11 protein-coding genes are annotated in these 12,577 nt (G+C 58.8%); 3 read left to right on the top strand and 8 right to left on the bottom strand.

The features are described 5' to 3' along the window. Window positions 1-247: 247 nt before the first annotated feature. From fabA to F8N43_RS26840, 3 genes are all read left to right on the top strand, one after another. Window positions 248-763, top strand: coding sequence for a 3-hydroxyacyl-[acyl-carrier-protein] dehydratase FabA (gene fabA / locus F8N43_RS26850; protein WP_010211704.1), 516 nt, complete (start codon window positions 248-250; stop codon window positions 761-763). An 11-nt stretch (window positions 764-774) separates the two neighbouring features. Next, a complete protein-coding gene (gene fabB, locus F8N43_RS26845; RefSeq protein WP_150634148.1) occupies window positions 775-1,995 on the top strand; it encodes a beta-ketoacyl-ACP synthase I in 1,221 nt (406 codons plus the stop codon). Window positions 1,996-2,330: 335 nt separating this feature from the next. Continuing rightward, window positions 2,331-2,519, top strand: a complete 189-nt coding sequence (locus F8N43_RS26840; RefSeq protein WP_008148017.1) for a hypothetical protein — start codon at window positions 2,331-2,333, stop codon at window positions 2,517-2,519. Between the two features lie 70 nt (window positions 2,520-2,589). Here the strand turns inward: F8N43_RS26840 and F8N43_RS26835 are convergent, their stop codons facing one another. The 8 genes from F8N43_RS26835 to F8N43_RS26800 form a co-directional block, all read right to left on the bottom strand. Continuing rightward, window positions 2,590-3,132, bottom strand: a complete 543-nt coding sequence (locus tag F8N43_RS26835; RefSeq protein WP_150634149.1) for a DUF2058 domain-containing protein — start codon at window positions 3,130-3,132, stop codon at window positions 2,590-2,592. A gap of 28 nt (window positions 3,133-3,160) precedes the next feature. After that, window positions 3,161-3,994 (bottom strand): nucleoside triphosphate pyrophosphohydrolase, encoded by an 834-nt coding sequence (gene mazG / locus F8N43_RS26830; protein WP_150634165.1) that lies wholly within the window; start codon window positions 3,992-3,994, stop codon window positions 3,161-3,163. A gap of 121 nt (window positions 3,995-4,115) precedes the next feature. Then, entirely contained in the window at window positions 4,116-6,359 is a 2,244-nt protein-coding gene (relA, locus tag F8N43_RS26825) for a GTP diphosphokinase (protein ID WP_150634150.1), read from the bottom strand. Between the two features lie 122 nt (window positions 6,360-6,481). Further along, window positions 6,482-7,834 (bottom strand): 23S rRNA (uracil(1939)-C(5))-methyltransferase RlmD, encoded by a 1,353-nt coding sequence (rlmD, locus tag F8N43_RS26820; protein WP_150654596.1) that lies wholly within the window; start codon window positions 7,832-7,834, stop codon window positions 6,482-6,484. Then, window positions 7,834-8,736: a cysteine synthase CysM gene (cysM, locus tag F8N43_RS26815; protein ID WP_150636076.1), complete on the bottom strand. Its 903-nt coding sequence runs from the start codon at window positions 8,734-8,736 to the stop codon at window positions 7,834-7,836. The genes rlmD and cysM overlap by 1 nt, the downstream gene beginning before the upstream one ends. A 770-nt stretch (window positions 8,737-9,506) precedes the next feature. Further along, the gene (locus F8N43_RS26810; RefSeq protein ID WP_150654595.1) at window positions 9,507-10,028 is read right to left on the bottom strand and encodes a hypothetical protein; all 522 of its coding nucleotides are present in this window, start codon (window positions 10,026-10,028) and stop codon (window positions 9,507-9,509) included. Between the two features lie 296 nt (window positions 10,029-10,324). Beyond that, window positions 10,325-11,749, bottom strand: a complete 1,425-nt coding sequence (locus tag F8N43_RS26805) for a sensor histidine kinase (RefSeq protein WP_150654594.1) — start codon at window positions 11,747-11,749, stop codon at window positions 10,325-10,327. Further along, window positions 11,736-12,458 carry a response regulator transcription factor gene (locus F8N43_RS26800; protein WP_150634155.1) on the bottom strand — a complete coding sequence of 241 codons (723 nt, stop codon included), beginning with the start codon at window positions 12,456-12,458 and terminating at the stop codon, window positions 11,736-11,738. The genes F8N43_RS26805 and F8N43_RS26800 overlap by 14 nt, the downstream gene beginning before the upstream one ends. Between the last annotated feature and the right edge of the window lie 119 nt (window positions 12,459-12,577).

The following is a 12,577-nucleotide window of genomic DNA, read 5'->3' as shown; positions in this document are numbered from 1 at the left end:
TGCAGGCCTTTCGACCATCTGCGACTGGCGTGAAAGGCGAAAGTGCGGCAGTCTTAGGCACCCGAACAAGCCCGAAATGGGGCTTGAATAAAAATTTCAGTGCACAAGTGTACATTCATGTCCTTGGTGCTGTGACTTTCACCACAACGCAATAGTCTATGAGTAGGCTGCTGACTCGAGGCATGAACGCTTCGATCGGCCGGGAAGATTCGCCCCACCTGCCGCATGGGACTATTGAGGAGCTCGCATGACCAAACAAAACGCCTTTACTCGGGAAGACCTGCTGCGCTGCAGTCGCGGTGAGCTGTTCGGCCCAGGTAACGCGCAACTGCCCGCCCCGAACATGCTGATGGTGGATCGCATCACCCATATCAGCGAAGAGGGTGGCAAGTACGGCAAAGGTGAATTGGTCGCAGAGCTGGATATCACTCCGGACCTGTGGTTCTTCGCCTGCCACTTCGAAGGTGATCCGGTGATGCCGGGCTGCCTGGGCCTCGACGCCATGTGGCAACTGGTCGGCTTCTTCCTGGGCTGGCAAGGCCTGCCGGGCCGCGGTCGCGCGCTGGGTTCGGGCGAAGTGAAATTCTTTGGTCAGGTCCTGCCGACCGCCAAAAAAGTTACGTATAACATTCAGATCAAGCGCGTGCTGAAGGGCAAGCTGAACCTGGCCATTGCCGATGGTTCGGTCAGTGTCGACGGCCGCGAGATCTACACCGCCGAAGGCCTCCGGGTCGGCGTTTTCACCTCCACTGACAACTTCTAAGGGTTATCCGCATGCGCCGCGTCGTTATCACTGGTCTGGGCATCGTTTCGTGCCTGGGCAATGACAAAGAGACCGTCTCCGCTAACCTGCGTGCAAGCCGCCCTGGCATCCGGTTCAACCCGGAATATGCCGAAATGGGTCTGCGTAGCCAGGTTTCCGGCTCCATTGACCTTCCCCTCGAAGAGCTGATCGATCGCAAGATCTATCGCTTCGTCGGCCACGCGGCGGCTTACGCCTACCTGGCCATGAAAGACGCCATCGCCGACTCCGGTCTGACCGATGAGCAAGTCTCCAACCCGCGTACCGGCCTGATCGCCGGTTCCGGTGGCGCCTCCACGCTGAACCAGATGGAAGCGCTGGACATCCTGCGCGAGAAAGGAGTGAAGCGCGTTGGTCCTTACCGAGTGACTCGGACCATGGGCAGCACCGTTTCCGCCTGCCTGGCCACGCCGTTCCAGATCAAGGGCGTGAACTACTCGATCTCCTCCGCCTGCGCCACCAGTGCTCACTGCATTGGTACTGCGGTCGAGCAGATCCAGCTGGGCAAGCAGGACATCGTGTTTGCCGGCGGCGGTGAAGAGGAGCATTGGAGCCAGTCGTTCCTGTTCGACGCCATGGGCGCCCTGTCCACCCAGTACAACGAAACTCCGGAAAAGGCCTCCCGTGCCTACGACGCCAAGCGTGACGGTTTCGTCATCGCCGGCGGTGGCGGCATGGTAGTGGTCGAGGAGCTGGAACACGCTCTGGCTCGCGGCGCGAAAATCTACGCGGAAATCGTTGGCTACGGCGCGACCTCCGACGGCTACGACATGGTTGCCCCAAGCGGCGAAGGCGCCATCCGTTGCATGCAGATGGCAATGTCCACCGTGGACACCCCAATCGACTACCTGAACACCCACGGCACCTCGACTCCGGTCGGCGACGCCAAGGAAATGGAAGGCGTGCGTGCGGTATTCGGTGACAAGGCTCCGGCCATCAGCTCTACCAAGAGCCTGTCCGGTCACTCCCTGGGCGCCGCCGGCGTTCACGAAGCGATCTACTGCCTGCTGATGATGGAAGGCAACTTCATCGCCGGTTCTGCCAACATCGACGAGATGGACCCGGCGGTAGCTGATATGCCGATCCTGACCAAGACCCGCGAAAACGCCACCATCAACACCGTGATGAGCAACAGCTTCGGCTTCGGTGGCACCAACGCGACCCTGGTACTGAAGCGCTGGCAGGGTAAGTAATACCCCGTCGCTACGCAGCACACAAAAACGCCCCGACTGGTTCGGGGCGTTTTTTTGTGTCTGAAACAAATGGTCAGACAATGCACAAAACCTGTGGGAGCTGGCTTGCCAGCTCCCACAGGTTTTGCGGTGTTCGAGCCATCGCGAACATGAAGCTTTTGTCATGAAACTAAGCACCCTGCGACCGAATGCCGCGTATTCCGCGGCCTGCAGGACTTTCTCCATTTTTGCAAAAAACCGTTGGCAAACTCTGTCGTTTACTTAGCAGGCTAACCAAACATATAACAAAGGCCTGCACACGCCTTGCTGCAGATAACAGAGATTGGAGCTAGCCGATGACTGTAAAAGTAACTGAACGCGACGATTCACATAAGTCCCACGAAGGCGTAGCCGCCGGTATCCGAATCTGGGACGTGCACCAACAAGACATGCTGGTGGGGATGTTCCACTCAGAGACCGACGCCCACAGCTACAAGGCCGAACTGGAAAAACTGGAGCAGCAACGAGCGCTCCAATCCGCATAAGCAATGACAGCATTGAAAACGAAAAACCCCGCCATGAGCGGGGTTTTTCGTTGTAGCAGCCGTTAACTGCTTACCACATCAGATCGTCAGGAATCTGATAGGCCGCATACGGATCGTCTTCAGCCGCCGCTTCTTCGGTTTGCACGTTCAGCTGCACGATGCGCTGCGGATCGCGCTCCTGGATCTTCAGGGCCGCCTCACGGGGGATCACTTCATAACCGCCGGCATGGTGCACGATCGCCAGCGAGCCGTTGCTGAGCTTGTTGCGCATCAGCGTATTGACGGACAAGCGCTTGACCTTCTTGTCGTCGACGAAGTTGTAGTAGTCCTCGGTGGTCAGCTTCGGCAGGCGCGAGACTTCGATCAATTGCTTGACCTGCGCGGCGCGGGCCTTGGCCTCCGCCTTCTCTTGTTGCTGACGGTTCAGCTCCTGGTCGCGTTTGACCTTCTCGGCCAGTGCTTCCTGCGCCAGACGCTGCTGGGTATCGTCCTGTTCGATCTGGCCTTTATGGACCAGACGCTGCTGTTTCTGTTTCTCTTTGCCGACCTGTTTGGCCTGCTTTTGGTTGACCAGCCCTGCTTTGAGCAACTGGTCGCGAAGGGAAATGCTCATGGTGCTTATTTCTCACTTAGGCCACTGCTCAACCGCAGCTGGGCAAATTCTTTTCCTGACGTTTGGCTTCGCCCCACAAGGCGTCCAACTCTTCGAGGGTGCAATCTTCTATGGGACGGTGGGTGTCGCGCAATGCCTGTTCGATAAAACGGAAGCGTCTTTCGAATTTGCTGTTGGCGCCACGCAGTGCGGTTTCCGGATCGACCTTTAAATGACGCGCCAGATTGACCACGGAAAACAGCAGGTCACCGACTTCATCGGCAATCGCTGCCGAATCGTTATCGGCCATGGCTTCGAGCACTTCATCGAGCTCTTCGCGGACCTTGTCCAGCACTGGCAAGGCGTCCGGCCAGTCGAAACCAACCTGCCCTGCGCGCTTCTGCAACTTCGCCGAACGGGATAATGCCGGCAACGCGGCGGGCACGTCATCAAGCAAGGACAGTTGTTGCGGCGCCGCAGATTTCTCGGCGCGCTCCTCAGCCTTGATCTCTTCCCAGCGCTGTTTGACCTGTTCTTCGCTCAAACGCGGAACATCCTGCGGCGCGTACAGATCACCGGTAGGGAAGACATGGGGATGACGACGGATCAGCTTGCGGGTGATGCTGTCGATGACACCAGCGAATTCAAAGCGCCCTTCTTCCCGGGCCAGTTGGCTGTAATAAACCACCTGGAACAGCAGATCGCCCAATTCACCCTGCAAGTGATCGAAGTCTCCGCGCTCGATGGCGTCGGCGACTTCGTAGGCTTCCTCAAGGGTGTGCGGGACGATGGTCGCGTAGGTTTGCTTGATGTCCCACGGGCAGCCGAACTGCGGATCGCGCAGTCGGTTCATCAGGTGCAGCAAGTCTTCAAGGCCGTACATCATTTATCTCTCACCACAAAACCTGTGGGAGCTGGCCTGCCAGCGATGGCATCACCTCGACTCTACTGAAAGACCGAGGTGCCTGCATCGCTGGCAGGCCTGCTCCCACACGGGGGCATCTTCAAGGGGTACGGTTACGCCGGGTTTCGATGATGTTCGGCAACTGGGAAATCCGCCCCAGCAACCGCCCAAGCGCATCCAGTCCCGGAATCTCGATGGTCAGGGACATCAACGCGGTGTTGTCCTCTTTGTTCGAACGAGTGTTGACCGCCAGCACGTTGATCCGCTCGTTGAGCAGCACTTGCGAGACGTCACGCAGCAAACCGGAACGGTCGTAGGCGCGGATGATGATGTCAACCGGATAGGTGAGCACCGGCACCGGGCCCCAGCTGACCTGAATGATCCGCTCCGGCTCGCGCCCGCCCAGTTGCAACACCGAGGCACAATCCTGGCGGTGAATGCTCACACCGCGCCCCTGGGTGATGTAACCGACGATTGCATCGCCGGGCAATGGCTGGCAGCAACCCGCCATTTGCGTCATCAGGTTGCCGACGCCCTGGATCTGAATGTCGCCGCGCTTGCCCGGTTTGTAGCCGGTGGCCTTGCGCGGAATCAGTTCCAGCTGCTCGTTGCCGCGTTCCGGCTCGACCAGTTGTTGCGCCAGGTTCACCAGTTGCGCCAAACGTAAATCGCCGGCGCCCAATGCGGCGTACATGTCCTCGGCGGTTTTCATGTTGGCCTTGTCGGCCAGCTTGTCGAAATCCACCGCTGGCAAGCCAAGGCGGCTGAGTTCGCGTTCCAGCAGGGTTTTACCGGCCGCGACGTTCTGATCGCGCGCCTGCAATTTGAACCAGTGAACGATCTTCGCCCGCGCCCGGGACGTGGTGATGTAACCCAGGTTCGGGTTCAGCCAGTCGCGGCTCGGAGTGCCGTGCTTGCTGGTGATGATCTCGACCTGTTCACCGGTTTGCAGGCTGTAGTTGAGCGGTACGATGCGCCCGTTGATCTTCGCGCCACGGCAGTTGTGACCGATCTCGGTGTGCACACGGTAGGCGAAGTCCAGCGGCGTCGCGCCTTTCGGCAAGTCGATGGCGTGACCGTCCGGGGTGAAGATGTACACCCGGTCCGGTTCGATATCGACCCGCAGCTGTTCCGCCAGACCGCCGATGTCGCCCAACTCTTCGTGCCATTCGAGCACCTGACGCAGCCAGGAGATTTTCTCTTCGTAATGGTTGGAGCCGGATTTGACGTCGGTGCCCTTGTAGCGCCAGTGCGCGCAAACCCCCAGTTCGGCTTCTTCGTGCATGGCGTGGGTGCGGATCTGCACTTCCAGCACCTTGCCCTCGGGGCCGATCACCGCGGTGTGCAGCGAGCGGTAGCCGTTCTCTTTCGGGTTGGCGATGTAGTCGTCGAATTCTTTCGGGATGTGCCGCCACAAGGTGTGGACGATGCCGAGCGCGGTGTAGCAGTCGCGCATTTCCGGCACCAGCACGCGAACGGCACGCACGTCGTAGATCTGGCTGAACTCCAGACCCTTGCGTTGCATTTTGCGCCAGATCGAATAGATGTGTTTGGCCCGGCCGCTGATGTCGGCCTCGACGCCGGTGGCCTGCAATTCGACTTTCAGCTGGTTCATCACATCGGCGATGAAGCGCTCACGATCCAGACGCCGCTCGTGCAGCAACTTGGCGATCTGTTTGTATTGATCGGGCTCGAGGTAACGGAAGGACAAATCCTCCAGTTCCCACTTGATGTGACCGATACCGAGACGGTGGGCGAGCGGCGCGTAGATGTCGAAGACTTCCCGAGCGACGCGGTTGCGCTTCTCGTCGTCTGCGGTTTTCACCGCACGGATCGCGCAGGTGCGCTCGGCCAGTTTGATCAGCGCGACGCGCACGTCGTCGACCATCGCCACGAGCATTTTGCGCAGGTTTTCCACCTGGCCTTGCGTGCCCAGCACCAAGGATTGACGGGGGCTCAGGCTGGCGCTGATCGCCGCCATGCGCAAAACGCCGTCGATGAGTTTGGCGACCACCGGACCGAAGCGCTGGCTGACCGCCGGCAGTTCGATCTGACCTTCGCGCACGCCACGGTACAGGACCGCTGCAACCAGCGAATCCTGATCGAGTTTGAGGTCGGCGAGAATCTCGGCGATCTCAAGGCCGGTGCGGAAACTCGAAGTCCCTTCGGACCACAGGTTTTTCGCCGCATTGGCTTGTTGTTCGGAGGTGCGAGCGAACTCGCACGCGTCCTTCAAGGCTTCGCGATCCAGTGCCAGATCGACACTGACCGCATGATCGAGCCAAGCCTCGAGATTGATACTGCCGTCGGTGTTGATCGGCTGGTGTGCTCTCACCTGTACCATCTTGCTTACCTTCCCTACGACGCAGATTCAATGCGTCAAATCGCTGACCTTCGTTGCCCATGAGCCCACATCGGGCTGGTACGCGGCTGCACGGGCCGGCCAGTCGGACCAGACGAGCCTTCCTAGCTCGCTTCAAATAACGCCATGGCCTCGACATGTGCCGTCTGAGGAAACATATCGAGAATCCCGGCACGTTTTAACCGGTAGCCCTGCTTGATCAATTCGACCGTGTCGCGCGCCAGAGTTGCAGGGTTGCACGACACATACACCAATCGTTCGGCGCCCAGGGCCTTGAGCTTGCGCACCACCTCGAAAGCACCGTCACGCGGTGGGTCCAAGAGTACCGCACAAAAGCCTTCGCGCGCCCATTCGGCATCGGTCAAAGGCTGGGATAAATCGGCCTGAAAAAACGCCGCATTATGCAGATTGTTGCTAGCGGCGTTCGCGGCTGCCCGCTCGACCATCGCCTGCACACCTTCGACCGCCACCACTTCGCGAACCGCTTTGGCCAGCGGCAAGGCAAAGTTACCCAGCCCACAGAATAGATCGAGAACGCGTTCATCCGCGTTCGGCTTCAGCCAGTCCAGCGCTTGGGCGACCATCGCTTCGTTGACCGCCGCGTTGACCTGAATGAAATCTCCCGGCCGGTACGCCAGGTTCAAATCCCACTGTTCAAGGCGATAGCCCAATGACTGATCGGCCTCGACCGGTTGCGGTTCGCCCTCGCCATGCAGCCACAATTGAGCTTCATGGAATGCACAAAAATCTTTCAGGATCGTCAGGTCGGATTCGGACAACGGCGCCATGTGCCGCAGCAACACCGCCAGCGACGAACCGCTGAACAATTCCACATGCCCCAGCGCCTGAGGTTTGCTCAAGCGCCGCAACATCTCCGGCAAGCGGGTCATGATCGGCTGCAAGGGTTGTACCAGCACCGGGCATTCATTGATTGCAACGATGTCCTGACTGCCCGCCGCACGGAAACCGACTTCGAGCTTTTTCGCTTTCATGTCCCAGCGCACCGCTACACGGGCGCGGCGACGGTAAGCGAACTCCGGACCGCTCAACGGCGCTGCCCATTCTTCGGGTTCGACACCGGCGACCTTGGACAATTGCTCGGCGAGCATGCGCTGTTTCAGGGCGAGTTGTTCGGTGTGAGGCAGGTGCTGAACACTGCAGCCACCACAGCGACCGGCATGCGGGCACGGCGCCGGGCGACGCAATTCGCTGGCCTGGAACACCCGTTCGGTGCGCGCCTCGACCACTTTGCCGTGGGCACCCAACACGCGCGCCTCGACTTCTTCACCGGCCAATGCGCCGAGGACGAACCAGGTCCGACCTTCGAAAAACGCGATACCGCGACCGTCATTGGCCAGACGCTCGATGGTCAGGCGCTGCTTTTTGCCGGTCGGAATTTGCGGGGCCTTGCTGCCGCCGGTGGGCTGGAAGCGCAGGCCTCTCTCGTGCTTGGCCATCAGTTGGGCGCGTCGAAAATGCCGGTCGACAAGTAACGGTCGCCACGGTCGCAGATGATCGCGACGATCACCGCGTTTTCAACTTCTTTGGACAGGCGCAGCATCGCTGCCACGGCACCGCCCGAGGACACGCCACAGAAGATGCCTTCTTCGCGGGCCAGACGACGAGTCACGTCCTCGGCTTCGCTTTGCGCCATGTCGACGATCCGGTCCACGCGATCGGCCTGGTAAATTTTCGGCAGGTATTCCTGCGGCCAGCGACGGATGCCCGGAATCGCCGAGCCTTCCATCGGTTGCAGGCCAACGATCTGCACGGTGTCGCTCTGCTCTTTCAAATAGCGCGACACGCCCATGATGGTGCCCGTGGTGCCCATCGAACTGACGAAATGGGTGATGGTGCCCTCGGTCTGACGCCAGATTTCCGGGCCGGTGGTGGTGTAGTGCGCTTCCGGGTTATCGCCGTTGGCGAACTGGTCCAGCACCTTGCCACGGCCTTCGGCTTCCATTCGCTGAGCGAGGTCGCGGGCGCCTTCCATACCTTCTTCCTGGGTGACCAGAATCAGCTCGGCGCCATAGGCCGTCATCGCGGCCTTGCGCTCGGCGCTGGAGTTGTCCGGCATGATCAGGATCATCTTGTAACCCTTGATCGCGGCGGCCATCGCCAGGGCGATCCCGGTGTTGCCCGAGGTCGCTTCGATCAGCGTATCGCCGACGTGGATCTGCCCGCGCAACTCGGCGCGGGTAATCATCGACAGCGCCGGACGGTCCTTGACCGAACCCGCCGGGTTGTTCCCTTCGAGCTTGAGCAAAAGGGTGTTGCTGGTGGCGCCGGGCAGGCGCTGCAAACGGACCAGCGGAGTGTTGCCGACGCAATCGGCGATGGTTGGGTACTGCAAGGTCATGGCGTATTCGCAATCCAGACTGCGGGGGCGCCTATCATACCGGCAAACGTTGGAAGGCCATATCACGCAAAGTGCGGTGCTTATGGCTTATGGGAATAAGGGGCGCGAGATGTGCAATCGCCTGATTGCAAGCATCGCCTTTCAGACAAGGGCATCACACAGGTAGGAAAAACTCTTTTTCTCAAAAAAAAATCGGTCTTTAAGGACGCCTTGCTCGGACGTTTCACTCAAGGCTTGGTGGCCGGCGTGAACTGGTGGGTAAGGGGCATCATCGATAGTCTTTTGTCATGCGGAACACGCATTGCGCCGCTACCGCACAACCTACTAATTTTCCAACGAGCGTCTCTATGAAAGTCCTTATTGCGTTTTCTTTCGCAGGGCTGATCCTTGCGAGTCAAGCTTCGGCAGCATGCACCAGTATTCGGAATACCTACAATGGCACGGTATCCGCCAGCTCCGACGTCATTGCCCAAGGGCCTTTTACCATTACCGGCGCAAACGGATGCCGGCAAGCCAACATCTCTTCCACTATTACTGCTGTAGGCTCGGGTTCTCCCCCGGATTTGTATATTGAAAGATTAACTGGATCAACCTGGAGGACGGTCGCCGGTGGCACTGGCAATACTGCCTCTGTGCTTGGCCCTCTGGGAACTTACAGAATCCGCCACTCCAACACTCTAACGGTCGACAGACAATATTCTGGAACCACCCGCTATAATCGATAGCCAACAAAGTACCGGCGTCCAAAAAATATTTCGGATGCCGGTGATTCAGGCCTGAATGCTAATTGACAAATCATTCCTAGTTGATCGGGAAAAATAGGAGAGTGCATTGATGACTTGATTAGCCCCCAGCAAGGCCCTCGTCACCTCCTTGAATGACTCTTGGTGAGCGTACATGGGCCAACTGCTGGCGTAATCCTTGTTATCACCTAACTTTTGATTGAACAGCGCAATCGCATTAAATTTGACATCTTTTTCAGTCTGGCGACCATACTGATCATAAGCCATATTGCCGGATATAAAATGGCTCGCCACATGATTATCTATCAACTCACTCGCATAGAGTTCAGACCCAACCCTGGCAAGCTCATTAGTGCTTATCGATGTAAAATCAAACCCTTTAATAAAATTTTTTAAATTGTCAATTATAGCGTCACTCCTCAGTTTCAATACCCCCGCAGCGTCCCTGGCATCCGTTATCGTGTGCACATTGGTTGTCTCGTACGGATTTTTAATAACGTAGGCATCAGCCTGCTTCGATAAGGCGGGCGTTTTTATTATCACACTCATTGATTATTCCTCTTGAGTTAAAGCCACAAGCTGAATATCGACACACCCAACAAAGTCTTGAGACTTTTAATTATTTTCAGAAACTTCTTACACAAGAACATCTCGTCACGTAGGACACTTCCGACATATAACTAAGAACACCCACTCACACTGCTCTTTCACCTCAAAAAGGTGACATTCAAGGCCTGGAATGTGCGACCAGGATAATTGCCTCACCAGCGGTGAAACTTTTTCGTGAGGGTGACCCGAAGGGCCTCTTCGCGGGCAAGCCCGCTCCCACAGGGTGCGGGGATTGTTCAAACAAACTGTGGCCGACACACATCCACTGTGGGAGCGGGCTTGCCCGCGATGGCGTCATCACTGACAACACCATCATCAGCCAATAACCGCATATTCAGCCGCAACCCGGCCCCGCTGTTCTCCGCCCAAAGCCGCCCGCCCTGCCGCTGCACCGCGTTCCGCGCAATGCTCAACCCCAACCCGAACCCACCATTTCCGGGGCGCGAACCATCAAGCCGGGTGAAGGGCGAGAAGATCCGCTCCAGATCCTCTTCCGCCACCCCACCCCCCTCGTCCTCGAGCCACAGGTGCCAGTAATCACCGTCGCGCCGTCCATCCAGACGCACAATCCCACCCTTCGGTGAATGGCGAATGGCATTGCGCAGGATGTTTTCCAGGGCCTGAGCCAGCGTGTTGAGATTGCCGCGCACCCAGCTGGATGAATCCACTGCACACTGCAATTGGTCGGTGGGACAACAACTTTCATAGCAGGCGTTTTCCGTGAGCATTTCCCACAGCGCCTGGATCTGGATCGCCTCGTCGGGCAAGGGCGTGCGCTCGGTGTCGAGCCAGGCCAGTTGCAGCGTGTCTTCGACCAAGCGTTGCATGCCATCGACTTCGCGGCCAATGCGTTCGCGTAGTTGCGTCAGGCTTTGCTCGCCCTCGCTCGCCACGCGCAAACGGCTCAAGGGTGTGCGCAATTCGTGGGACAGGTCGCGCAGCAGTTGTTGCTGCAGGGCCACCGTGCTTTGCAGGCGCTCGGACATGTGATCGAACGCGCGGCCCAGCTCACCCAGTTCATCGGAACGATTGGTCGTGCGGCTCGACAGGCGCACGCCCAATTGGTCGGCGCGCCATGCATTGGCCTGCTCGCGCAATTGATTGAGGGGCACCACCAGCAATCGATACAGCCCGACACACAACAGCAAAGTGAACAATCCGGGAATCACGCCGTTGGTGATCACACGCCAGAACACGCGGTAGCGCCCCGGCATGAATCGCTGGGGCAGTTCGATCACCAGGCTGCCGGCGGATGAGTCGCCGGGAAACGGCACGCGCAGCCACGGCAGGCGTTTTTTGTGAATGGGCCAGTCCAGGCCGCGCAGAAAAGTCAGGTGCTGGATTTCCGGGTCCGTCAGCGCGTAGCTGCTCAACGACTGTAGATCCCCGCCAATCACGCCCACCCAGCCCGCTTCGCGTTGTCGCATCTCCTGCAGCCAGGCATCGACGCCTGCACTTTGCCCCTGCTGCCACGCCTGTTCGGCTTCGGCGGCATACCCCGTCAGTGTGCCTCGGGCCTCGTCCGACAGGAACTGGTTGCGCTCCTCCATGTAGCGGCCCCAGGACCAGCTCAGCCAGATCATCAGCAGACAGAATGCCACCAGCAGGCAGGCGAGTTTCCAGAACAGCGAATGCCTGCCCGGCAGGTCAGACCACTTCATGATCAGCGCTCAAGACATAGCCTTTGCCCCACACCGTGCGCACTTCCCGCTCGCTGTAGCCGATGGCCTTGAGCTTGCGACGGATCTGACTGATGTGCATGTCGAGGCTGCGGTCGTGAGCCGCGTAGCCCCGTTGCAGCACGTGCTGATAAAGGAAGGCTTTGCTCAGCACCTCATCGCCGTTGCGGTGGAGGGTCTCCAGCAACCGGTACTCGCTGCGGGTCAGGCCGGCGGCGTGTTCGCCATAGAACACCTCGGCGCATTCATCGTCGAAACGCAGACTGTCCGCCGCCAGGGCAACCGGCGCGGGTGCGGGGCGACGATCCAGTGCCACGCGCCGCAGGATCGCTTCGATGCGCACGCGCAACTCGGCCATGCTGAAGGGCTTGGGCAGATAATCGTCGGCGCCGAGGCGGAAACCGCTGATGCGATCAGCTTCGGCGCCCAGCGCCGACATCAGCACCACCGGGGTTGAATGGCTCTGGCGCAATTGAGTCAGCACGTTCAGTCCGTTCATGCCCGGCAGCAGAATGTCCATCAGCACCACATCGAAGGCTTGCTCACGAGCCATCGCCAGGCCTTCCTGGCCGTTTTGGCACCAGGTCACCTGGAACCCGTTGCGGCCCAGTTGCTCGTGCACATAAGCACCAAGCACCAGGTCGTCTTCGATGGAGAGGATTCGGGGATGGCCAACAGAGATGGGAGTCATGAGTATCTGCAAATAATTCTCAGTTGGCGATTATTCAAGATTGCCTCGCCGTGGGCAACCCAAGGTTTGCCGGCCACGTAAAAGCGATGGACTGCCCGACGAATGACGACATCAATTTT

The organism is Pseudomonas fluorescens (genome assembly GCF_902498065.1).
Lineage (GTDB): Bacteria > Pseudomonadota > Gammaproteobacteria > Pseudomonadales > Pseudomonadaceae > Aquipseudomonas > Aquipseudomonas fluorescens_BJ.
This window is presented reverse-complemented; position numbering and strand designations above follow the sequence as displayed.

What these genes read in the sequence shown, in the direction of transcription:
- F8N43_RS26800 (WP_150634155.1), bottom strand. Translation starts at nt 12,458, where the DNA reads ATGACTCCCATCTCTGTTGGCCATCCCCGAATCCTCTCCATCGAAGAC.
- rlmD (WP_150654596.1), bottom strand. Translation starts at nt 7,834, where the DNA reads ATGGCCAAGCACGAGAGAGGCCTGCGCTTCCAGCCCACCGGCGGCAGC.
- cysM (WP_150636076.1), bottom strand. Translation starts at nt 8,736, where the DNA reads ATGACCTTGCAGTACCCAACCATCGCCGATTGCGTCGGCAACACTCCG.
- F8N43_RS26810 (WP_150654595.1), bottom strand. Translation starts at nt 10,028, where the DNA reads ATGAGTGTGATAATAAAAACGCCCGCCTTATCGAAGCAGGCTGATGCC.
- F8N43_RS26835 (WP_150634149.1), bottom strand. Translation starts at nt 3,132, where the DNA reads ATGAGCATTTCCCTTCGCGACCAGTTGCTCAAAGCAGGGCTGGTCAAC.
- fabA (WP_010211704.1), top strand. Translation starts at nt 248, where the DNA reads ATGACCAAACAAAACGCCTTTACTCGGGAAGACCTGCTGCGCTGCAGT.
- fabB (WP_150634148.1), top strand. Translation starts at nt 775, where the DNA reads ATGCGCCGCGTCGTTATCACTGGTCTGGGCATCGTTTCGTGCCTGGGC.
- F8N43_RS26840 (WP_008148017.1), top strand. Translation starts at nt 2,331, where the DNA reads ATGACTGTAAAAGTAACTGAACGCGACGATTCACATAAGTCCCACGAA.
- mazG (WP_150634165.1), bottom strand. Translation starts at nt 3,994, where the DNA reads ATGTACGGCCTTGAAGACTTGCTGCACCTGATGAACCGACTGCGCGAT.
- F8N43_RS26805 (WP_150654594.1), bottom strand. Translation starts at nt 11,749, where the DNA reads ATGAAGTGGTCTGACCTGCCGGGCAGGCATTCGCTGTTCTGGAAACTC.
- relA (WP_150634150.1), bottom strand. Translation starts at nt 6,359, where the DNA reads ATGGTACAGGTGAGAGCACACCAGCCGATCAACACCGACGGCAGTATC.